Source organism: Streptomyces sp. NPDC097619 (genome assembly GCF_040302735.1).
Taxonomy (GTDB): Bacteria; Actinomycetota; Actinomycetes; order Streptomycetales; family Streptomycetaceae; genus Streptomyces.
The window spans coordinates 1-20418 of record NZ_JBEOSD010000151.1; the positions used below are offsets into that span (position 1 = coordinate 1).

Consider the following 20418-nt stretch of genomic DNA (forward strand, 5'->3'; position numbering starts at 1 on the left):
GTAAACGGCAACGCTCGCGATCCCCGCGTCCCGGCAGGCCCGGGCAACACGGACAGCGATTTCGCCACGGTTGGCGATGAGCACCTTGCGCACGATGGCTCCCTCCTTGAAACAAGCTGAGTTTAGGGACTGCCGACACGGCCTTTCGACCCGTCCCCAGAGGTGACCTTGCCCACACAGAGTGTGATGTGCGTGCTGCTCAAGGCCCTGAATCCCTTATGGCGCCGTGGGTCAGGGGGATCCCCGACTGCACAGTAACCCCGTTCTGTGGCCAAGGTCTCTGTCCGCGCGCTCATCGCCCCGGCGGGATTCTTTGTCGGTTCCCTACGAACGCGTACGCATTTCTTTGCCACTCCGCCAAGTACTCCGGAAATGCCCCGTCGTGCGCGGTGCCGACGGGCGCGCGGCAGTTCGAAGAACCCGTTCCCGGGCCTTGTCCCCGGGTTTACCCATGAGTAGCCTCGCCGTCGTCGGACACACGTCGTACACGCACGCTCAGCGCGGGGATGGGGTCGTTGTGGCACGCAGACTCGTGGCCGGACTGGCCGCGCTCCTGCTCTTCGGCGAGGCCCTCGGCTTCGTGCTCGTGAACCACGTGCTCGGCACCGTCGCCCGGCGGCAGTCCATGTCCATCGCCGGGACGAACCCGGACCTGATGGTCACCGGAACCTACGTGCTGGGCGCGGTGATGGGGGTGTTCCTGGCCTGCTGCGCCGTGGTGCTCGCGCTGACGGGGCTGCGGGACAGGGCCCCGGGCCGGGCGGCCCGGATCCTGCTGATCGTCTGCGTGGTCGTGCACGTGGTGCTCGGGGCGCTGGCGGTGGGGCTCGTGGGCTGGGGCGGGTTCGCCTTCATGGCCCTCGTGCTGACCCTGCTGATGCTGTCGCTCACCCTGTACGGGAAGGCCCCTCGGGGGAAGGCGGGGGCGCCGGTGCCCGGCACCCCCTGATCCCGCGCGGGGCCGCCACGGACCCCGTCACGGGTCCCGCGTCGGCGCTCAGGCCCACAAGTCGGTGATGGCCACGTCCAGTTCGCCCAGCAGGGAGCGCAGCAGCGGCAGCGAGAGCCCGATGACGTTGCCCGGGTCCCCGTCGATGCCGTCGATGAACGGGGCCGAGAGGCCGTCCAGGGTGAAGGCGCCCGCCACGTGCAGGGGTTCCCCGCTGGCCACGTAGGCGGCGACCTCGGCGTCGGAGGGGGTGCCGAAGCGGACGGTGGTGGAGGCGGTCGCGGAGACCTGCCGGCCGTTCGCGGTGTCGATCACGCAGTGGCCGGTGCGGAGCACCCCGCTGCGGCCCCGCATGGCCTGCCAGCGGGCGGTGGCCTCGGTGGCGTCGGCGGGCTTGCCCAGGGCCTCGTCGTCCAGCTCCAGGACCGAGTCGCAGCCGATGACGAGGGCGCCGGCGGCCTCGGGGAGGGCGGCCACCACGGCCGCCTTGGCCTCGGCGAGGACCAGGGCCAGTCCGGCGGGGGTGTCGGCGCTCAGGGCGTCCTCGTCCACTCCGCTCACGATCACGTGCGGGGCGAGGCCGGCCTGCCGGAGCAGGTTGAGTCGGGCCGGGGAGGCGGAGGCGAGGATCAGCGGGCGCGCGTCAGTCATGCGGCCCATCGTAGGAGTCCGGGCGGGGGCCCCGTCCGCCCCGCCCTCAGATGCCCAGCAGGTAGACCAGCACCAGCATCGCGAGGACCAGGATGACGGTGAGGCGCCGGAACATGGCCTGGGTCTCGCGCATGTCCTCGGGGGGCTCGTTCTTCGGGTCGGACCAGAGCATGCCCCGATCATGGCCGCGGAGACGCCGCCGGCGCCTGAGTACGGGTACTCAGGCGCCGGCGCGCGAACGGACCGTCCCGCTCAGGGCGGGCCAGGCCGGAGCCTACTGGCCGGGCCAGTAGGTGCGGCTCCAGGCCCGCGGGCCCGGGGCCGGCAGTCGGTGCCGGGCCACCCGGGCCGGTGCGGACCACTCCGCCGCGACCCCGGGCGGGCCCTGCGGCGCGGCGGCCAGGGCCGCCGCGCGGGCTTGGACCACCGCCAGGGCGGCGGCCAGCTCCTCGGGGGTCGGATTGCCCTTGACGACCTTGATCACGGGTCCTCCTCGGCTTCTCGGGGCTGTTCGGGCCGCTACAGGGGAATGTTGCCGTGCTTCTTCGGCGGCAGCGACTCGCGCTTGGTGCGCAGCTGCCGGAGCCCCTTCACGATGTGTCCCCGGGTTTCCGAGGGCAGCACCACCGCGTCCACGTAGCCGCGCTCGGCCGCCGTGTACGGGTTGAGCAGGGTGTCCTCGTAGTCCGCGATCAGCTGGGCACGGGTGGCCTCGCCGGTCCCGGCGGCCTCGGCCTCCGCGATGGTGCGGCGGTGCAGGATGTTGACCGCGCCCTGGGCGCCCATGACGGCGATCTGGGCGGTGGGCCAGGCCAGGTTGAGGTCCGCGCCCAGGTGCTTGGAGCCCATCACGTCGTACGCGCCGCCGAAGGCCTTGCGGGTGATGACGGTGATCAGCGGGACGGTGGCCTCGGCGTAGGCGTAGATGAGCTTGGCCCCGCGCCGGATGATGCCGCCGTACTCCTGGTCCACGCCCGGCAGGAAGCCGGGCACGTCCACGAAGGTCAGCACCGGGATGTTGAAGGCGTCGCAGGTCCGCACGAACCGGGCCGCCTTCTCACTGGCGTTGATGTCCAGACAGCCCGCGAACTGCATGGGCTGGTTGGCGACCACGCCCACCGGGTGCCCCTCGACCCGGCCGAAGCCGGTGAGGATGTTCGGCGCGAACAGGGCCTGGGTCTCCAGGAACTCCGCGTCGTCCAGCACGTGCTCGATCACGGTGTGCATGTCGTACGGCTGGTTGGCGCTGTCCGGGATCAGGACGTCGAGTTCGAGGTCGCTGTCGGAGACCTCGGTGTCGGCCTCCTCCGGGAAGGCCGGGGCCTCGGAGAGGTTGTTCGAGGGCAGGTAGGCCAGGAGCGACTTGACGTACTCGATGGCCTCCTTCTCGTCGCCGGCCATGTGGTGTGCCACACCGGAGGTGCTGTTGTGGGTGCGGGCCCCGCCCAGCTCCTCGAAGCCCACGTCCTCGCCGGTGACCGTCTTGATGACGTCCGGGCCGGTGATGAACATGTGCGAGGTGCTGTCCACCATCACCGTGAAGTCCGTGATGGCGGGGGAGTACACCGCGCCGCCCGCGCAGGGCCCGACGATCAGGGAGATCTGCGGGATCACCCCGGAGGCGTGGGTGTTGCGGCGGAAGATCTCGCCGTACATCCCGAGGGCCATGACGCCCTCCTGGATGCGGGCGCCGCCGGAGTCGTTGATGCCGATGACCGGACAGCCGGTCTTCAGCGCGAAGTCCATGACCTTCACGATCTTCTGGCCGTACACCTCGCCGAGGGCGCCGCCGAAGACGGTGAAGTCCTGGGAGAAGACGGCCACGGGACGGCCGTCCACCGTGCCGTAGCCGGTGACGACGCCGTCGCCGTAGGGGCGGGTCCGGTCGAGGCCGAAATGGGTGGAGCGGTGTCGTGCGAGCTCGTCCAGCTCGACGAACGACCCCTCGTCCAGAAGCAGGTCCACGCGTTCACGGGCCGTCAACTTGCCCTTGGCGTGCTGCTTCTCGACGGCCCGTTCGGACCCCGCGTGGGTCGCCTCGTGGATGCGGCGCTTCAGGTCCGCGATCTTCCCGGCGGTGGTGTGGATGTCGGTCGGCGCCGGTTCGGGCGCCTGAGAGGGTTGTGACATCGGGGTAGCGGCTCCCTGCCTGGTCAACCTCGTGACTACTGATGGCTACTGGCACGTAGGGTAGCGGCGCGCATGGCGCTCGGCAGTGCGGCGTTCCCCACACCTAATGTGGCTTGCATGACGTCATCGGATGCCTCAACGCCCGCACCGTCCGGCCGCTGGTCCAGCCTGGACCGCCCCCCGCTGGTGCCGTCCTCCCTCCGGCGCTCCCTGGTCACCCCCGCGGGCCTGTGGACCTCCCTGGAGGTGGTGGAGAGCACCGGTTCCACCAACACCGACCTCGCCGCCCGCGCCGCGGAGCTCCCCGAAGGGGCCGTGCTGCTCGCCGAGGAGCAGACCAGCGGCCGCGGCCGACTGGACCGCAGCTGGACGGCGCCCGCCCGCTCCGGGCTGTTCTTCTCCGTCCTGCTCAAGCCCGGTGACCGGGTCCCGGTGGAGCGCTGGGGCTGGCTGACCCTGCTCGCCGGGGTGGCCACGGCCACCGCCCTGTCCCGCGCCGCGGGCGTGGACACCGCCCTGAAGTGGCCCAACGACCTGCTGGTCACCATCGGGGGCCACGAGCGGAAGACCGGCGGGATCCTCGCCGAGCTGGCCGCGGACGGGGTGGTCCTCGGGATCGGGCTGAACGTCTCGCTGACCGAGGAGGAGCTGCCGGTGCCCGCCGCGGGCTCCCTGGCCCTCGCCCAGGCCGCCGTCACCGACCGCGACCCCCTCCTGAAGGCCGTGCTGCGCTCCCTGGAGGACTGGTACGGCCGCTGGCTGCGGGCGGGCGGCGACCCCTCGGAGAGCGGGCTCCAGGAGACCTACGCGGCCGGCTGCGCCACCCTCGGCCGGCACGTGCGGGCCGAACTGCCCGGCGGCCGGGAGCTCACCGGAACGGCCGAAGCGGTGGACGCGGAGGGGCGCCTGGTGGTCCGGACGGCGGACGGGGAACGGGAGGCGGTCGGCGCGGGCGACGTGGTTCACCTGCGCGCGGGGCAGTAGGTACGGCCGGTGGGGAGTGAGCTACGGCACACCTGCCGTATGGTTTAGGCGATCGAGGTCCCGTCGGTGATCACCTGGATCGGCAGGGCGGTGCGCGCGGAATGGACAGGAGGCGGCCCTTGACCGTCGACGACGCGGGTTCCGGCGCACCCGGAGGCGGGCGACCCGCCTCCGCCGCGGGGCGTACCGGCAGCGGTTCGGGCGCCCCCGCCCACCCCATCGGACGCGACCAGCACACCCCGCTGCACGAGGTGGACCACACGGTCGAGCCCACCGCCGACCCCCTCGCCATCCGACTGGAGCAGCTGATCCTCGGCGCGGAGCGCCGGTACACCCCCTTCCAGGCGGCCCGCAGCGCCGGCGTCTCGATGGAGCTGGCCTCCCGCTTCTGGCGGGCCATGGGCTTCGCCGACATCGGGCAGGCCCGGGCCCTGACCGAGGCGGACGTGCTGGCCCTGCGGCGACTGGCCGGCCTGGTGGAGGCCGGCCTGCTCAGCGAGCCGATGGCGGTGCAGGTGGCCCGCTCCACCGGACAGACCACGGCCCGGCTGGCCGAATGGCAGATCGACTCCTTCCTGGAGGGCCTGACGGAGCCCCCGGAGCCGGGGATGACCCGTACCGAGGTCACGTACCCGCTGGTCGAGCTGCTGCTGCCGGAGCTGGAGGAGTTCCTGGTCTACGTGTGGCGGCGGCAGCTGGCCGCGGCCACCGGCCGGGTGGTGCAGGCCGCCGACGACGAGGAGATGGTGGACCGCAGGCTCGCCGTCGGCTTCGCCGACCTGGTGGGCTTCACCCGGCTGACCCGGCGCCTGGAGGAGGAGGAGCTCGGCGAGCTCGTCGAGACCTTCGAGACCACCGCCGCCGACCTGGTCGCCGCGCACGGCGGCCGGCTCATCAAGACCCTCGGGGACGAGGTGCTGTACGCGGCCGACGACGCCGGCACCGCCTCCGAGATCGCCCTGCGCCTCATCGAGACCATGGACGGCGACGAGTCCATGCCCGAGCTGCGGGTGGGCATCGCCTTCGGCACCGTGACCACGCGCATGGGCGACGTCTTCGGCACCACCGTGAACCTCGCCAGCCGGCTGACCTCGATAGCGCCGAAGAACGCCGTCCTGGTGGACGGGGCGCTGGCGGAGGAGCTGGGGCGCACCGGGGACGCCCCGGTGTCGGAGAAGACGGCCGAGTCGGAGGAGTCGCCCTCGTACCGGTTCGCGCTCCAGCCGATGTGGCAGCGCCCGGTCCGCGGCCTCGGGATCGTGGAGCCCTGGCTGCTGACCCGGAGGACGCCTAAGATCCCCGGGTAACGCTCGTTAACCGGGAGGGTCCTTCGCCATGTCGTCGTCAGTGCCGTCGCCTGCGTCCGCAGCGTCTCCGTCCGCCCCCGCCGGGGTCGCCCACGAGTCGGGCGCGGTGGTCTCGGGCACCCGCTTCGGGGAGTTCGTCGAGGTGGTGCGGCACGGTGACGGCGGGCACGTGGCCGAGCTGGTCCTCGACCGCCCCAAGGCCATGAACGCCGTCTCCACCGCCATGGCCCTCTCCATCGGGGCGGCCTGCGCGGCCCTGGCCGCCGACCCGACCGTACGGGTCACGGTCCTCACCTCCACGCACGAGAAGGCCTTCTGCGTGGGCGCCGACCTCAAGGAGCGCAACGGCCTCTCCGACGCCGAGATGGTCCGCCAGCGCCCGCACAACCGCGGCGCCTACACCGGGGTCCTGGAGCTGCCCATGCCCGCCGTCGCGGCGGTCGGCGGCTACGCCCTGGGCGGCGGCTACGAGCTGGCCCTGTCCTGCGACGTCATCGTGGCCGACGAGAAGGCCCTGGTGGGTCTGCCCGAGGTGTCCGTGGGCGTGATCCCCGGCGGCGGCGGTACGCAGCTGCTGCCGCGCCGGGTCGGGGCGGCCCGCGCCGCCGAGCTGATCTTCTCGGCCCGCAAGGTACCCGCCGCCGAAGCCCTGGAGCTGGGCCTGGTGGACCGGCTGGTCCCGGCGGGCGAGGCCCGGGAGCGGGCCCTGGAGCTGGCCGCGGTGATGGCGGCGAACTCCCCGGTGGGCCTGCGCAACGCCAAGAAGGCCCTGCGGCTGGGGCACGGCCTGGACCTGCGGACCGGCCTGGAGGTCGAGGACGCCGCCTGGCGGGCCACCGCCTTCTCCGGGGACCGGGCCGAAGGCGTGGCGGCCTTCAACGAGTCGCGCAGCCCCGTCTGGCCGGGACAGTAGTCCTGCCCGGGGTTCCCGGGGGCCGCCGGGGGTCGGGCGGGCGAGCGGGGCGGGCGCGCGCGGCTCGCGTCGGACCGTTCGCGCCGTCCCCGGGCCCCGCGGGGCGTACCGCCGAATGACCCCGGGACCGTCACCAAATCGGACAAAAGTGATTACTCTTGGGTGATGGGACTTGACGGGCGACTGCGCGCCGTCGTGAGCCTGGCGCAGGCCATGGCCGCGGCGCACGCGCCGCGGGACGCGGTCCGGGCCGCCGCCCGCGGGGCACGGCTGGCCATGGGCGGTGACTTCGCGGCCATCTCCGCCTGGGAGCGGGAGCGCGGCCGGCTGCGGGTCCTGGTCAACGAGGGGGAACTGCGCCCCGGCGAGGAGGAGTTCCCCGCCGACGAGTCCTACCCCGTGCACGACTTCCCCGAGATCACCGAGTTCCTGCACGAGCGCTGGGCGGGCGGGGCCGGCCCGCACGCCTGGGTCGAACGGGCCGACGGGGCCGGGCACCGGGCCGCCGGGCTGGTCCGCCGCGGTCGGAGCAGCTGCGTGGTGGCCCCCGTGGTGCTGCACGGACGGGCCTGGGGCGAGCTGTACGTCGCGCGCCGGGCCGGCGCCGCCGTCTTCGGGGCGGAGGACGCCGAGTTCGCCACCGTGCTCGCCGCGGTGGTCGCCGCCGGGCTGGCCCAGAACGAGCGGCTGGAGGAGGCCCGGCGGCTGGCCTTCACCGATCCGCTGACCGGTCTGGCCAACCGGCGCGCCGTGGACGTGCGGCTGGAGGAGGCCCTGGAGCGGCACCGGACCGAGGGGGCCGTGGTCAGCCTGGTCGTGTGCGACCTCAACGGCCTCAAGCGGGTCAACGACACCCTCGGCCACGCCACCGGGGACCGGCTGCTGGAACGTTTCGGCTCGGTGTTGAGCCTGTGCGGGGCCAAGCTGCCCGGGGCCCTGGCCGCCCGCCTCGGCGGGGACGAGTTCTGCCTGGTCGCCGCCGGTCCCTCCGCCGACGAGGTGGTGGAGGCGGCCGCGGAGCTGTGCGACCGGGCCGCCGGCCTGGCCCTCGGGGAGGGCGTGGCCTGCGGGGTGGCCTCCACCGGGGACCCCATCGGGCCGGTCCGCTCGGCCCGGCGGCTGTTCCGCCTCGCGGACGCCGCCCAGTACAAGGCCAAGGCGGCGCGGTCCCCGAAGCCGGTGGTGGCGGGGCGGGACCACAGCGTCGTACGGCTCGCCGACAGCGCGCCGCCCGGGACGGGGGAGCGGCGCCGGTTCCGCGGCCGGAGCGGATCCGACGGAGGGTCGGACGGGGTCCGGGAGCGGTGAGGGGCGCCGTGCGAATCGACTAGTGACAGGTTCGGATTCAGTCCGTAGGGTGCTGAATATGGATATGCACACTGTCGTGGTGGGGACCTCCGGCGTCACCGCCGAGGACGTCATCGCCGTGGCCCGCGGCAACGCCCGTATCGAGCTGTCCGCCGAGGCCCTCCGGGCACTCGCCCGCGCCCGCGAGACCGTGGACGCGCTGGCCGCGAAGCCCGAGCCCGTCTACGGGGTGTCCACCGGCTTCGGCGCCCTCGCCACCCGGCACATCGGCCCCGAGCTGCGCGCCCAGCTCCAGCGCAACATCGTGCGCAGCCACGCCGCGGGCATGGGCCCCCGGGTGGAGCGCGAGGTGGTCCGCGCCCTCATGTTCCTGCGCCTGAAGACGGTGGCCTCCGGGCACACCGGGGTCCGCCCCGAGGTGGCGCAGACCATGGCCGACCTGCTCAACGCCGGGATCACCCCGGTGGTCCACGAGTACGGCTCCCTCGGCTGCTCCGGCGACCTGGCCCCGCTCTCGCACTGCGCCCTCGCGCTCATGGGCGAGGGCGACGCCGAGGGCCCCGACGGCACGGTCCGCCCGGCCGCCGAACTCCTCGCCGCCCACGGCATCTCCCCGGTGGAGCTCAAGGAGAAGGAGGGCCTGGCCCTCCTCAACGGCACCGACGGCATGCTCGGCATGCTGGTCATGGCCATCGCCGACCTCCGACAGCTCTACACCGCGGCCGACATCACCGCCGCGCTCTCCCTGGAGGCGCTGCTCGGCACCCCCAAGGTGCTCGCCCCCGAGCTGCACGCCATCCGCCCGCACCCCGGCCAGGGCGCCTCCGCCGCCAACATGGCCGCCGTGCTCCAGGGCTCCGGCCTCACCGGCCACTACCAGCAGGACGAGGCCCCGCGGGTGCAGGACGCGTACTCCGTGCGCTGCGCCCCCCAGGTCGCCGGCGCCGGCCGCGACACCCTGGACCACGCCGCGCTCGTCGCCTCCCGCGAGCTGGCCGCCGCCGTGGACAACCCGGTGGTCCTCCCCGACGGCCGCGTCGAGTCCAACGGCAACTTCCACGGCGCCCCCGTGGCCTACGTCCTGGACTTCCTCGCCATCGCCGCCGCCGACCTCGGCTCCATCTGCGAGCGCCGCACCGACCGGCTCCTCGACAAGAACCGCTCGCACGGTCTGCCCGCCTTCCTCGCCGACGACGCGGGCGTGGACTCGGGCCTGATGATCGCCCAGTACACCCAGGCGGCCCTGGTCAGCGAGATGAAGCGGCTGGCCGTCCCGGCCTCCGCCGACTCCATCCCCTCCTCCGCCATGCAGGAGGACCACGTCTCCATGGGCTGGTCCGCGGCCCGCAAGCTGCGCACCACCATCGGCAACCTGACACGGATCGTCGCGGTCGAGCTGTACGCGGCCACCCGCGGCATCGAGCTGCGCGCCGGCCTCACCCCCGCCCCGGCGAGCGCCGCGGTCATCGGGGCCGCGCGGGCGGCCGGGGTGGCGGGCCCGGGTCCGGACCGCTTCCTCGCCCCCGACCTGGCCGCCGCGGAGGCGTTCGTCGCCTCCGGCGGGGTGGTCGCGGCCGCGGAGTCGGTCACCGGTCCGCTGGCCTGACCCGCGGGCGGTCCCGCCCGGTCTGTGCGGGCCGGTCCCGCCCGGTCGGCCCCGGCCGGTCCCGGCCGGGTGGAGACCTTGTCAGGTCCGCTCCGGACCGGTCGGAAACGGAACCGGAACGGAACGCTGCGGAAAGCAAAGGAGGCGCCGTCGGGAGAACCCGACGGCGCCTCTTCCATGCTCTCTCCGGGCCCCTCGGCGGGCCCGCGGACCCCCTCAGCGCCCCCGGGAGCGGCGGACCGAGAACACCACGCAACCGGCCCCGACCCCCAGGCAGACCGTGCCGCCGAGCAGGTAGGGCGTGGGGTCCACGCCCCCCGTCTCGGCCAGCGCGAGCTGCCCGGACACCTCGGAATCGATCATTCCGGAGGGTGTCGCGGCAGCGGTCTGACGGGAAGCCGGAGCCGCGACCACGTGATCGGTGGTGGCGTTCGCGGACGGGACGAACCAGAGGGCGGTGAGGAGGGTTCCCGCTCCGATGGCGGTGAGCAGCGGGCGACGTGCGGACACGGTGCGATCCCCCTTGTGGCAGCAGCGAATTGGCCGTGTGCGGCGATGCTAGTGAAAGGGGCGGGTCGGGTGGAAGTCGGGGCCCGCCGGAGGCATAGTCTCCCGCACATGAGCACATCTGAGTCATCACGATACGTACGGCTTCGGGTGGATCTGGTCCTGGAGGTGACCGAGTCGAAGGCCCTGACGGGCGCCGCGCTGGAGCACATCCGCGGCGACGCCTTCATGCCCGACGAGGAGCGCGGCCACGCCGAGTCGGCCGTGAAGGAAGACGAAGCGGAAGCCCTCGCCTACCTCATCGACCCCTTCGACCTGCTCTCCGAAGTGCCCGGAGTCGACCTCGCACAGGCGTCCTGGAGCACCGAGCCGGTCGAATACGACCCCGAGTCCATGGAGTGGGACCTCGACGAGGAAGATGGACCCTTCGGAGGGGACGGACCCTCCGAAGGTGACGACGAGGACGAGGACGACGAGGACGGACCGGACGCGGCGGACCCCGCAGGCGCCCCGGACCGGGCCGGGAACCGGTAGCCCGCACACCCGCGGGGCACGGCCGGGCGGCCCCTCCTCCCGGCTCCCGCGGACCGGTGTGACGGACCACATCCGCCGGATGTGGAACCGAACCCGCACGCGAATGCGTTGTCACAACGAGGCAGGGAGGTCCCACGGACCGCCCTGCCCGGGGATTTCCGGGGTTTCGGCAACGATGGAGAAGCGTGTGAGGACGGACAGCAAGCGGCGGCGCAGGGCCCTGGCAGCCGCGTCCGCGGTGCTCGGGGGCGTACTCGTCCTGTCGGCGTGCAGCGACGACACCAAGGGCGCCGGCGGCGACCCGTCGGCGAAGACGCAGGCGGACGTGGACGCGGCCGCGGCCAAGGACGCCTCGAAGGCCCAGATAACCGTCACGCCCAAGGACGGCGCCACCAACGTCGGCATCAACAGCTCCACCCAGGTCACCGTCGCCGAAGGCACCCTGACCCAGGTCGAGCTGAAGAGCGCCGACGGCGTCGTCGAGGGCAAGATCGCCGCCGACGGCAAGAGCTGGAAGCCCGACGGCAAGCTCAAGCGCGCCACCAAGTACACCCTGACGGCCACGGCCAAGGACGCCGAGGGCCGCGAGGCCCACGAGAACGCCTCCTTCACCACCGTCTCGCCGGACAACAGCTTCATCGGCAGCTTCACCCCCGAGGACGGCCAGAAGGTCGGCGTCGGCATGCCGGTCTCGATCACCTTCGACAAGCCGATCAAGAACCGCAAGGACGTCCAGTCCGCCATCACGGTGAACACCACCAGCGGCCAGGAGGTCGTCGGCCACTGGTTCAGCTCCCAGCGCCTGGACTTCCGCCCCGAGGACTACTGGAAGGCCGGCTCCACCGTCACCCTGAAGCTCGCCCTGGACGGCGTCGAGGGCGCCCCCGGCGTGATGGGCGTGCAGGAGCGCACCGCCACCTTCCAGATCGGCCGCTCCCAGGTCTCCGTCGTCGACGCGAAGACCAAGCAGATGACCGTCACGCGCGACGGCCAGGTCGTCAAGACCATCCCGATCTCCGCCGGCTCCCCCGACAACCCGACCTACAACGGTCAGATGGTGATCTCCGAGAAGTTCAAGGAGACCCGGATGAACGGCGCCACGGTCGGCTTCAAGGACAAGGACGGCAAGGGCGAGTACGACATCAAGGACGTCCCCCACGCCATGCGCCTGTCCACCTCGGGCACGTTCATCCACGGCAACTACTGGGGCTCCGACTCGATCTTCGGCAGCGTCAACACCAGCCACGGCTGCGTGGGCCTGAACGACACCCAGGGCGCGAACGACCCGAACACCCCCGCCGCCTGGTTCTACGACAACTCCCTCATCGGTGACGTCGTCACGGTCAAGAACTCCCCCGACAAGGAGATCAAGCCGGACAACGGCCTCAACGGCTGGAACATGGACTGGTCGGAGTGGAAGGCCGGTTCGGCGGTCTGATCCCGGACACACGGGCCGCGGCGCGCGCACCGCGAAGGTGAGCGTCCGGCCCACGGACGCGCACAGGTGGCGGGGCACCCGGAAGGGGCCCCGCCACCGACGTGTCCGGACCCGGACCGGCGCCCCGGGCCCGCGGCGGCCCGGCTCATGGAGCCCCCGATGTGGGGTACGGCACGCCGACGCGGCCGCAATGCGGTGGCGGCACGGCACCGGACTGTGCCTAGGGTCGGAGGATGAGCGACGAAGCACAGGCCCCGCACGACGTCCCGGCCCCCGTCACCCTGGACGCCCCGCCCGGCGAGGCGCAGACGGCTGCCTGGCACGCGGTCCGCGCCGCGGCCCACGCCCACGACCTGCCCGGCACGCCCGGCCCGAGCCCCGTGGAGACCGCCGGGAAGCTCCGGGTGCCCCCGGCCCGCGGCCGCGACCTCTGCGTGGCCGTCCCGGCCCGCACCGGCCCGGCGGACGCGGCGGGTGCGGCGGGCGAAGGCGAAGGCGTGGGTGAGGACGGGGGCGCGGCCACGGAGTACGCGGGCGTCGCCGCGCTGGTCCTCTTCAACGACCCCGGCAACACCCACACCGCCTACCTCGACACCCTCACGGTGCACCCCGCCGCCCGGGGCCGGGGCACCGGCACCGCCCTCTGGGAGCGGCTGCGCGCCGAACTGGTCGAGGAGGGCCGGACCTCCGTCTCCGCCCTGATCGACCTCGGCGGCCCCGGCGAGCGCTTCGCCCGCTCCCTCGGCTTCGAGAACGTCCTCCCGATGGGCTGGTACGTGCAGACCCTGGGCCCCGAACCCGCCCCCGAACCGGAGCTCCCCGAGGGCTACCGGCTGGTCGCCTGGCGGGGCATCGTCCCGGACGAGCACGCCGTCGCCACGGCCGTGGCCCACGCCGCGATGGAGGACGCCCCGGACGGCGCCCTCGACTCCCGCACCCCCCTCTGGGACGCGGAACGACTGCGCGCCGCCGAACGGCTCGTCCTCGACCGCGGCGGCCGCATCCTCACCGTGGCCGCGGTCACCGCCGCCGGCGACGTGGCCGCCTACACCGAGCTGGTGCTCACCGACCCGGCCGCCGTCCGGGCGATCCAGTACGACACCGTGGTCGTGCCCGGCCACCGCGGCCGCGGCCTGGGCCGCGCCGTGAAGCTGGCCATGCTCGCGCAGCTCCGCGAACTCCACCCGGACGTCCGGGAGATCGGCACCAGCGTCGCCGACGAGAACGGGCCCATGCGCGCCGTCAACGAGGCCCTCGGCTACCGACTGGAGCGCCCCTGCGGCTACTTCCAGCTGGCCCTCGACGCGAAGGACTGAGCCGGGGCGAGCCGGGACGAGGACGAGGGGGCGGGGATCAGGGCCGCCAGACGTAGCGCACGTCGGGCTCCCGCTCCTCGTTCCCGGAGCCGTCCGTCCGCTCCGCCGCCACGAACCCGTGCCGCTCGTAGAAGCGCTGCGCCGGGCCGTTGCACTGGAAGGTCCACAGCTCCAGACCGGCCGGGCAACGCTCCTTCGCCAGCCCGACGAAGGCGTCCCCGAGGCCCTGGCCGAACCGCTCCGGGGCCAGGTACAGCTGCTCGACGACCCCGTCCTCCAGCACCATCATCCCGGCGGCCGTCCCCTCCTCGTCCCGCGCCAGCCAGGCCGTACCGGCGGGCACCACCACGTACCGGAACCAGTCGCGCACCTCGTCGTCGGTGTGCGCCCGCCGTACCGAGGGCAGGGCCGCTCCGTAGGAGCGGAGCCAGACCTCGGCCAACTCGGCGGCGTCCTCGGCCCGGGCGGGGGAGAGGACGAAGGGAAGGGTGCTGCTGTTCACAGGCGGACGGCCTCCGTGTCGCGCCCCACGGGCCGCCGGACGCGGCGGTCCCCCACCGGCCGACCCGCTCCGCCGGGCAGTTCGCATGCTTGCGCCCCCAGGAGAGCCCACGAACCGGGGGTCCGCGCAACCGGTTTCTTCACGGGCCCCTTCACCGGGGCCCTTCACCGGATCCGTCGCCGCGCCCCTCGACGGATCCTTCACCGGTTCCTTCGCCGGGCCGTCCCCCCGATCCTTCCCCCGAACCTCCGCCGGATCCTTGCGGCCCGCCGCCGGTCGCGGCCGCGGGCCATCCCGCGGCGGGCTCGGCGCGGACCCGGTCGGCCTCGGCGCGCAGCCAGGGGAGCCCGTGCTCGACGATCGCCGCGAGCAGTTCCTCGGCGGCCCGCTCGCCCCCCGCCGGGTCGTCCGACCGGAAGCTCCACCAGTGGTCGCCCTGTTCCCCGGGCATCACCTGCCCGATCCGCTCCGGGGACCGCGGGCTGCCCACGTACTCGGTGCCGGGCTTCGGTCGGGCCGGGAAGCGCGGATACCACTCCCGCACCCGCTCCCACTCCGCCTTCGGCACCACCGACAGGTTCACCGTGGCCCGCTGCTCGTCGGCGGTGTTCCCCCGCGCCTTCTGGAATCCGAGCTGCACCCACAGCTCCTCGTCCGGAAGCAGGTAGACCGCCCCGGACCCCTTGAACCCCAGCTCCCGCAACCGGGGCGCGATCCGCCCCTTCAGCATCCCGTCGAAGCCCACCGCGCACCCTCCGTCCGCCCCCCACCACCACGGGCACGATCCCACGCACCACGAACCCCCGCCCGGTGGGAGCGCCGTCAGAGGGAGTCGAACCGCTCGACGCCGACCGCGGTGTGGGCGGCGTCGAGGATGCGGCCGATCTCCGCCGCCGCGTGACGCGCGCCCGCACCGTCGGCCGTCTCCGCCTGCTGCTCCCAGTGGTGCAGCGCCCGGGCCGGCCCGGGGTGCCGCTGGATGTGCACGTACACGGACCACTTGGCCACGAACCGGCGCAGGGGGCCCAGGTCGGACCCCTGCCGGGAATGGTCGGCGGCCTCGTCCAGCTCACGGGTGAACGCGGGCAGGGCCGCGGGCGCGATCCGGGCCAGCGCCTGCCGCAGCGCGGTGACGGTGGCCGGCGGCTGCGGGATGAGCGGCTGCCCGGATTCGCTGCTCGACACCATTGCTCCTCGGGGTCAGCGGATGGCCAGCCCGGGGATGAGCGCTGCGATGCCGGACATGAGACTGCCCAAGCCAGCCAGGGTCACCACCGAGGCTTTCCCATCGGAGAACAACCCGGTGAAGAACTCTTTGACCTTCCGGCGCACGAGCAGGAGCTTCACCTTCTGCCAGCGGTGCTGACGGATATGACAGCCCAGGAGCAGTCCAGAGGCGTTGTTGCGGCATCCGTCCTCCACTCCCCGACTCCGGACCAGGGCACCACAGGTCACGGGTGCTTGGAACAGGCACCACAGCAGGGTCAGTGCCGATAGGGCGGCGACTGACGCCGGTCCGGCGGCGGAGTTGACCCATGCCGCCACCAACAGAAGACCGGTCAGCACACCCCACCACTGACCCAGACCACCCAGAGCTTTTGCCTTCGTTCCCCGCGCTGTCGCCATGGAGGAAGGGTGCGCAGCGTGGCGATGGGTCATGCCCCTGGCATGAGGCGTGGCCGGATCCTGAGGTCGATCGGCGCGTTCACCTCGTCGTCCTGCTGGTGTTCCGTAGGGCCTCGTCACCCCGCCCGATGGGATGGTCCGGGCGGGGGTGGCGCCGGTGGGGTCAGGGGGTGGGGGAGATGGGGCAGGAGACGCCCGTGCCGCCGATGCCGCAGTAGCCGCCGGGGTTCTTGTCGAGGTACTGCTGGTGGTACTCCTCGGCGGGCCACAGGGGGCGGCCCTCGGCGGGGAGGACCGTGGTGGTGATGTCCGCGCGGTGGCCGGCGGTGCCCAGGGCCCGCTGGTAGGCGGCGCGGGAGGCCTCGGCGGTCTCCTGCTGGGCCGGGGAGTGGGTGTAGACGGCGGAGCGGTACTGGGTGCCGACGTCGTTGCCCTGGCGGAAGCCCTGGGTCGGGTCGTGGGCCTCCCAGAAGACCTTCAGGAGGGTCTCGTACGGCAGCTGCTCCGGGTCGAAGACCACCCGGACCACTTCGGTGTGCCCGGTGAGGCCCGAGCAGACCTCCTCGTAGGTGGGGTTCGGGGTGTGCCCGCCCTGGTAGCCGACATACGTGGTGTACACGCCCGGGGTCTGCCAGAAGACGCGCTCGGCGCCCCAGAAGCAGCCCAGCGCGAAGTCGGCGGTCTCCAGGCCGGCCGGGTAGGGGCCGGCGAGGGGGGTGCCGAGGACCGTGTGGGTGGCGGGCAGGGTGAAGGTCGGCTCCGGGCGGCCCTTGAGCGCCTGCTCCGGGGTGGGCAGCTCGGGGGTACGGCGGCCAAACAGCATCGGGGGCTCCTCGGGGAGGGGACGGCCTTCCGGTAACGCGTCACGGCCCCGCCGGATTCCCGCCGGGGCGGCGGCGGGATCGTGGCGGGGCCGGGACGCGAGCGGTGACGGAGCCGTCGTGGCCTGCGGTGGAGCGGGGGCCGGCGGTGGGGGGCCGGGGCCCGTCGTGAGGCTGCGGGCTGCGGGCCGTGGGCATCGGTCGGCCGGTGGCCTGGTCGTCAGCGGGGCAGGGTCGCCGGGGAGCCGCCGTTGGCCTCGTAGCCGGCCACCGCCAGCGCCCGGTAGACCGCGTACTCGGCGGCCGGGTCGGCGCTGTGCGACCAGGGCAGGGCGCCGACGTAGCCGTCCACGTGCCGCAGCTGCTCCATCGCCTCCGCCCACCGCTCGGCCCGCACCAGGAAGAACAGCAGCAGGTGCCGGGCGTGCGCGAGCATCGGGTCGTCCCGGCGGGCCGAGTTCACCGCGTACAGGGAACCGTCGATGGCCCGCGAGACCACGGCGCTCTGGTAGAAGCCCTGCGAGAGCGTGATCTCCGGCAGGTGCTCGAAGACCCCGAACAGCGGCAGCGCCGCCAGCAGGGAGCCGCGCGGGGCGCGGGCGGCCGCGGCGTGGGTGAACGCGTCGGCCTTCTCCCGGGAGCCGTGCCACTTCTCGCACCAGTAGTGCAGGGCTGCCAGGTGCGCGCCCATGTGCTCGGGAGCCCGGTCGATCACCTTGGCCCACAGCTCGTTGAACTGCGGTTCCGGATAGGCCAGTCCACGGGCGATCGCCAGCTCCGTGATGTACGGGATCGGGTCCCCGGGCGCCAGCAGCGCCGCGTCACCGCAGGCCGTACGGGCCTCTTCCAGGATGATCCGGTGGTCCTCCGTGCCGACCCCGCCGGAGGCCCGCCACGCCTGCTGCACCAGGAACTCGGCGTGCACCTGCGCGCCGCCCGCGTCCTTCGGGGACTCCAGCCGCCAGGCCCGGAGCCAGGCCGCGCCGCTGCCCGGCTGCTGGGCCAGCTCCAGGGCCGCGGCCCCGGCGAAGGCCTGCACCCGCTGCCAGCGGACTTCGCCCTCCTTGGGGGTGCCGGCCAGCAGCTGGGAGGCGGCCCGCCAGTCCTGGTTGCGCTGCACCAGCCCGAGGACGTCCATGAGGTCGTGGTCCGGGCCGGGGACGCGGATGTCGAGCTCTTCCTGCCGTACGAAGCCGTAGTCCGCCGGGTCGGCGGCGTCGGGGGAGCCCGGCACCGCGAGCCGGATGCCGCCGCGCCCGCGGCGCGCGAACGTGACGACGACGGCGACCAGCATGCCCATCGCGAGCAGGAACCACAGAATCTCCATGTCACCAGCGTTCCACATCGGCTCCGGAACACCCCCGGAGGCCCGGTCGGACCCGTGCGGACCCGGTCGGACCGCTCGCGCCCCGGTCTCCCGGGGCGCCGCCGCCGGGACGGGACCGGGCGCGGGATTTCCGGTGCGCCCCGCCGACGGACGCCGCCGGGACGGAAGGCCCGGGCCGGTGCGGGCCGGGCTCCCGGGTGGCGGTTCCCCGGTGAGGACCCGGCGGCCGCCTTCGCCGGCGATGTTGACGATTTCGTGAACGCCTGGGCCTGATCCCGACCGGCTCCCCACCGACCCCGACAGCCGCCCTCCCGGCCCCCGTGGACCGGCCCCGCGTCCGTGTCCCGACGGGCAGGCGGCGGCGCGGCGACGGCCCCGCGTGGCGTGATCCCGTACCGGCCGGGCCCGCCAAGGGCGTTGGCCGACCGGTCGGTTCGCTCCCGACGCAACTCCCCGTCACGCCCCCGGAACCCCCGGTCACGCCCCCGGAACTCCCGGCTCCGCCGCGTGCGCCCCCCGTCGCCCGTCCCGGCGCGCCGGGGCCGGGACGCGAGGGCCCGCCGGGCGCAATAGGCTCTGTGTCATGAGCCACGAGCAGCAGAGCTTCGAGACCCGCGCCATCCACGCGGGCAACACCGCCGACCCCCTCACCGGCGCGGTCGTGCCTCCGATCTACCAGGTCTCCACCTACAAGCAGGACGGCGTCGGCGGTCTGCGCGGCGGCTACGAGTACAGCCGCAGCGCCAACCCCACCCGGACCGCCCTGGAGGAGAACCTCGCCGCCCTCGAAGGGGGCCGTCGCGGGCTCGCGTTCGCCTCCGGCCTGGCCGCGGAGGACTGCCTCCTGCGCACCCTCCTCTCCCCGGGCGACCACGTGGTCATCCCCAACGACGCCTACGGCGGCACCTTCCGCCTGTTCGCGAAGGTCGTCGCGCGCTGGGGCGTGGAGTGGTCCGTGGCCGACACCTCCGACCCGGCCTCGGTGCGGGCCGCGCTGACCGACCGCACGAAGGTCATCTGGGTCGAGACCCCCTCGAACCCGCTCCTCGGGATCACCGACATCGCCCTGATCGCGGACATCGCGCGGACCGCGGGCGCGAAGCTGGTCGTCGACAACACCTTCGCCTCCCCCTACCTCCAGCAGCCGCTGGCCCTGGGCGCGGACGTGGTCGTGCACTCGCTGACCAAGTACATGGGCGGGCACTCGGACGTGGTCGGCGGCGCGCTCGTCACGGCCGACGAGGCGCTGGGCGAGGAGCTGGCCTACCACCAGAACGCGATGGGCGCCGTGGCCGGCCCCTTCGACTCCTGGATCGTGCTGCGCGGCATCAAGACCCTCGCGGTCCGCATGGACCGGCACGCGGAGAACGCCGGCAAGGTGGCCGAGCTGCTGTCCCGCCACCCGAAGGTCACCCAGGTCTACTACCCGGGCCTGCCGGAGCACCCCGGCCACGAGATCGCCGCGAAGCAGATGCGCAACTTCGGCGGCATGGTGTCCTTCCGCGTCGTGGGCGGCGAGGAGGCGGCGGTCGAGGTCTGCAACCGCGCCAAGCTCTTCACCCTGGGCGAGTCCCTGGGTGGTGTGGAGTCCCTGATCGAGCACCCGGGCCGGATGACCCACGCCTCGGTGGCCGGGTCCGAGCTGGAGGTCCCGGCGGACCTGATCCGGCTGTCGGTCGGCATCGAGAACGCCGACGACCTGCTGGCGGACCTGACGCAGGCGCTCGGCTAGGAGCCGGCGAACCCGGGCGGACACGCCCGGGCGGGGCCCTGCCGGGCCCGGGGAGCACGCAGGCCGCGACCGGATTCGCGCGGCTTGTGTGCTCCCCCTTTTCTTCCCGAATTGTTAGGCTCGTGGTTTCGCCCACCGCTGGTGTGGCTTTGTATTCCCTGTACCGACGAGGAGCACCTGTGACCCAGACGAGCGAGAGCGTCACCTGGCTGACCCAGGACGCCTACGACCAGCTCAAGGCCGAGCTGGAGTACCTGTCTGGTCCCGCCCGTACCGAGATCGCCGCCAAGATCGCGGCGGCTCGTGAAGAGGGTGACCTGCGCGAGAACGGCGGGTACCACGCGGCCAAGGAGGAGCAGGGCAAGCAGGAGCTCCGGGTCCGCCAGCTGACCCAGCTCCTGGAGAGCGCCAAGGTCGGCGAGGCCCCGGAGTCCGACGGCACCGCCGCTCCCGGCACCGTGATCACCGTCGCCTTCGACGGCGACGAGTCCGACACGATGACCTTCCTGCTCGCCTCCCGCGAGTACGCGTCCTCCGACATCGACACGTACTCCCCGCAGTCGCCGCTCGGCAAGGGCGTGTCCGGGAAGGCGATCGGCGATGACGCCACCTACGAGCTGCCCAACGGCAAGACCGCGACTGTGAAGATCCTGGACGTCAAGCCGTACAACGGCTGATCACCCGGAACGCGAACGAAGGGGCGGTGCCCCCCCTGAGGCCCGCCTTCCGCGTCGCGAGGGGCCACCCGGCCGGACCGGGTGGCCTCT

23 protein-coding genes are annotated in these 20418 nt (G+C 73.4%); 11 read left to right on the plus strand and 12 right to left on the minus strand.

Features of this window, described 5'->3' with window-relative positions:
• Positions 1-93 (minus strand): biotin carboxylase N-terminal domain-containing protein (locus ABTZ17_RS29775; RefSeq protein ID WP_280842533.1); only part of this gene is annotated, 93 nt, incomplete at its 3' end.
• Positions 94-517: 424 nt separating this feature from the next.
• Between ABTZ17_RS29775 and ABTZ17_RS29780 the strand changes: the two genes are divergently transcribed.
• Positions 518-949, plus strand: a complete 432-nt coding sequence (locus ABTZ17_RS29780; RefSeq protein ID WP_352198863.1) for a hypothetical protein — start codon at positions 518-520, stop codon at positions 947-949.
• Positions 950-997: 48 nt separating this feature from the next.
• Here the strand turns inward: ABTZ17_RS29780 and ABTZ17_RS29785 are convergent, their stop codons facing one another.
• The 4 genes from ABTZ17_RS29785 to ABTZ17_RS29800 form a co-directional block, all read right to left on the minus strand.
• Entirely contained in the window at positions 998-1609 is a 612-nt protein-coding gene (locus tag ABTZ17_RS29785; protein ID WP_352198864.1) for a Maf family protein, read from the minus strand.
• A 37-nt stretch (positions 1610-1646) separates the two neighbouring features.
• Entirely contained in the window at positions 1647-1772 is a 126-nt protein-coding gene (mmpB, locus tag ABTZ17_RS29790; protein WP_352198865.1) for a morphogenic membrane protein MmpB, read from the minus strand.
• A 102-nt stretch (positions 1773-1874) separates the two neighbouring features.
• The gene (locus ABTZ17_RS29795; RefSeq protein WP_352198866.1) at positions 1875-2084 is read right to left on the minus strand and encodes an acyl-CoA carboxylase epsilon subunit; all 210 of its coding nucleotides are present in this window, start codon (positions 2082-2084) and stop codon (positions 1875-1877) included.
• A gap of 35 nt (positions 2085-2119) precedes the next feature.
• On the minus strand, positions 2120-3730 hold the full coding sequence (locus ABTZ17_RS29800) for an acyl-CoA carboxylase subunit beta (protein ID WP_352198867.1): 1611 nt from the start codon (positions 3728-3730) through the stop codon (positions 2120-2122).
• Between the two features lie 117 nt (positions 3731-3847).
• Here ABTZ17_RS29800 and ABTZ17_RS29805 point away from each other — a divergent pair, with 117 nt between their 5' ends.
• The 5 genes from ABTZ17_RS29805 (at position 3848) to hutH (ending at position 9848) form a co-directional block, all read left to right on the plus strand.
• On the plus strand, positions 3848-4714 hold the full coding sequence (locus ABTZ17_RS29805) for a biotin--[acetyl-CoA-carboxylase] ligase (RefSeq protein WP_352198868.1): 867 nt from the start codon (positions 3848-3850) through the stop codon (positions 4712-4714).
• A 119-nt stretch (positions 4715-4833) separates the two neighbouring features.
• Positions 4834-6021, plus strand: a complete 1188-nt coding sequence (locus ABTZ17_RS29810; RefSeq protein ID WP_352198869.1) for an adenylate/guanylate cyclase domain-containing protein — start codon at positions 4834-4836, stop codon at positions 6019-6021.
• Between the two features lie 28 nt (positions 6022-6049).
• Complete coding sequence (locus ABTZ17_RS29815) at positions 6050-6934, plus strand: enoyl-CoA hydratase/isomerase family protein (RefSeq protein WP_352198870.1); 885 nt, start codon at positions 6050-6052, stop codon at positions 6932-6934.
• A gap of 165 nt (positions 6935-7099) precedes the next feature.
• Complete coding sequence (locus tag ABTZ17_RS29820) at positions 7100-8242, plus strand: GGDEF domain-containing protein (RefSeq protein ID WP_352198871.1); 1143 nt, start codon at positions 7100-7102, stop codon at positions 8240-8242.
• Positions 8243-8306: 64 nt separating this feature from the next.
• Complete coding sequence (hutH, locus tag ABTZ17_RS29825) at positions 8307-9848, plus strand: histidine ammonia-lyase (RefSeq protein ID WP_352198882.1); 1542 nt, start codon at positions 8307-8309, stop codon at positions 9846-9848.
• 216 nt (positions 9849-10064) lie between these two features.
• Here hutH and ABTZ17_RS29830 read toward each other — a convergent pair whose 3' ends face one another.
• Positions 10065-10358 (minus strand): hypothetical protein, encoded by a 294-nt coding sequence (locus ABTZ17_RS29830; protein ID WP_352198872.1) that lies wholly within the window; start codon positions 10356-10358, stop codon positions 10065-10067.
• 147 nt (positions 10359-10505) lie between these two features.
• Between ABTZ17_RS29830 and ABTZ17_RS29835 the strand changes: the two genes are divergently transcribed.
• The 3 genes from ABTZ17_RS29835 to ABTZ17_RS29845 all read left to right on the plus strand — a co-directional run bounded on the left by ABTZ17_RS29835 (position 10506) and on the right by ABTZ17_RS29845 (position 13643).
• Positions 10506-10889, plus strand: coding sequence for a hypothetical protein (locus tag ABTZ17_RS29835; protein ID WP_352198873.1), 384 nt, complete (start codon positions 10506-10508; stop codon positions 10887-10889).
• 175 nt (positions 10890-11064) lie between these two features.
• Positions 11065-12327 (plus strand): L,D-transpeptidase, encoded by a 1263-nt coding sequence (locus ABTZ17_RS29840; protein WP_352198874.1) that lies wholly within the window; start codon positions 11065-11067, stop codon positions 12325-12327.
• 233 nt (positions 12328-12560) lie between these two features.
• Positions 12561-13643, plus strand: coding sequence for a GNAT family N-acetyltransferase (locus tag ABTZ17_RS29845; protein WP_352198875.1), 1083 nt, complete (start codon positions 12561-12563; stop codon positions 13641-13643).
• 37 nt (positions 13644-13680) lie between these two features.
• Here ABTZ17_RS29845 and ABTZ17_RS29850 read toward each other — a convergent pair whose 3' ends face one another.
• The 6 genes from ABTZ17_RS29850 to ABTZ17_RS29875 all read right to left on the minus strand — a co-directional run bounded on the left by ABTZ17_RS29850 (position 13681) and on the right by ABTZ17_RS29875 (position 17919).
• On the minus strand, positions 13681-14145 hold the full coding sequence (locus ABTZ17_RS29850) for a GNAT family N-acetyltransferase (protein WP_502994901.1): 465 nt from the start codon (positions 14143-14145) through the stop codon (positions 13681-13683).
• A gap of 151 nt (positions 14146-14296) precedes the next feature.
• A complete protein-coding gene (locus tag ABTZ17_RS29855) occupies positions 14297-14890 on the minus strand; it encodes a DUF4304 domain-containing protein (protein ID WP_352198876.1) in 594 nt (197 codons plus the stop codon).
• 77 nt (positions 14891-14967) lie between these two features.
• Positions 14968-15333: a DUF6247 family protein gene (locus ABTZ17_RS29860; RefSeq protein WP_502994902.1), complete on the minus strand. Its 366-nt coding sequence runs from the start codon at positions 15331-15333 to the stop codon at positions 14968-14970.
• A gap of 12 nt (positions 15334-15345) precedes the next feature.
• Positions 15346-15771 (minus strand): hypothetical protein, encoded by a 426-nt coding sequence (locus ABTZ17_RS29865; RefSeq protein WP_352198877.1) that lies wholly within the window; start codon positions 15769-15771, stop codon positions 15346-15348.
• A 163-nt stretch (positions 15772-15934) separates the two neighbouring features.
• A complete protein-coding gene (gene msrA, locus ABTZ17_RS29870) occupies positions 15935-16594 on the minus strand; it encodes a peptide-methionine (S)-S-oxide reductase MsrA (protein WP_352198878.1) in 660 nt (219 codons plus the stop codon).
• A 218-nt stretch (positions 16595-16812) separates the two neighbouring features.
• On the minus strand, positions 16813-17919 hold the full coding sequence (locus ABTZ17_RS29875) for a hypothetical protein (RefSeq protein ID WP_352198879.1): 1107 nt from the start codon (positions 17917-17919) through the stop codon (positions 16813-16815).
• A 583-nt stretch (positions 17920-18502) separates the two neighbouring features.
• On the opposite strand from ABTZ17_RS29875, the gene ABTZ17_RS29880 reads away from it, so the two are divergent.
• A complete protein-coding gene (locus tag ABTZ17_RS29880; protein WP_352198880.1) occupies positions 18503-19651 on the plus strand; it encodes a cystathionine gamma-synthase in 1149 nt (382 codons plus the stop codon).
• Positions 19652-19830: 179 nt separating this feature from the next.
• The gene (gene greA / locus ABTZ17_RS29885; protein WP_352198881.1) at positions 19831-20328 is read left to right on the plus strand and encodes a transcription elongation factor GreA; all 498 of its coding nucleotides are present in this window, start codon (positions 19831-19833) and stop codon (positions 20326-20328) included.
• Positions 20329-20418: the final 90 nt, after the last annotated feature.

Coding starts and splice junctions, on each gene's coding strand:
- ABTZ17_RS29805 (WP_352198868.1), top strand. CDS start 3,848: ATGACGTCATCGGATGCCTCAACGCCCGCACCGTCCGGCCGCTGGTCC.
- hutH (WP_352198882.1), top strand. CDS start 8,307: ATGCACACTGTCGTGGTGGGGACCTCCGGCGTCACCGCCGAGGACGTC.
- ABTZ17_RS29785 (WP_352198864.1), bottom strand. CDS start 1,609: ATGGGCCGCATGACTGACGCGCGCCCGCTGATCCTCGCCTCCGCCTCC.
- mmpB (WP_352198865.1), bottom strand. CDS start 1,772: ATGCTCTGGTCCGACCCGAAGAACGAGCCCCCCGAGGACATGCGCGAG.
- ABTZ17_RS29840 (WP_352198874.1), top strand. CDS start 11,065: ATGGAGAAGCGTGTGAGGACGGACAGCAAGCGGCGGCGCAGGGCCCTG.
- ABTZ17_RS29880 (WP_352198880.1), top strand. CDS start 18,503: ATGAGCCACGAGCAGCAGAGCTTCGAGACCCGCGCCATCCACGCGGGC.
- ABTZ17_RS29815 (WP_352198870.1), top strand. CDS start 6,050: ATGTCGTCGTCAGTGCCGTCGCCTGCGTCCGCAGCGTCTCCGTCCGCC.
- ABTZ17_RS29845 (WP_352198875.1), top strand. CDS start 12,561: ATGAGCGACGAAGCACAGGCCCCGCACGACGTCCCGGCCCCCGTCACC.
- ABTZ17_RS29860 (WP_502994902.1), bottom strand. CDS start 15,333: ATGGTGTCGAGCAGCGAATCCGGGCAGCCGCTCATCCCGCAGCCGCCG.
- ABTZ17_RS29800 (WP_352198867.1), bottom strand. CDS start 3,730: ATGTCACAACCCTCTCAGGCGCCCGAACCGGCGCCGACCGACATCCAC.
- ABTZ17_RS29865 (WP_352198877.1), bottom strand. CDS start 15,771: ATGGCGACAGCGCGGGGAACGAAGGCAAAAGCTCTGGGTGGTCTGGGT.
- msrA (WP_352198878.1), bottom strand. CDS start 16,594: ATGCTGTTTGGCCGCCGTACCCCCGAGCTGCCCACCCCGGAGCAGGCG.
- ABTZ17_RS29875 (WP_352198879.1), bottom strand. CDS start 17,919: ATGGAGATTCTGTGGTTCCTGCTCGCGATGGGCATGCTGGTCGCCGTC.
- ABTZ17_RS29820 (WP_352198871.1), top strand. CDS start 7,100: ATGGGACTTGACGGGCGACTGCGCGCCGTCGTGAGCCTGGCGCAGGCC.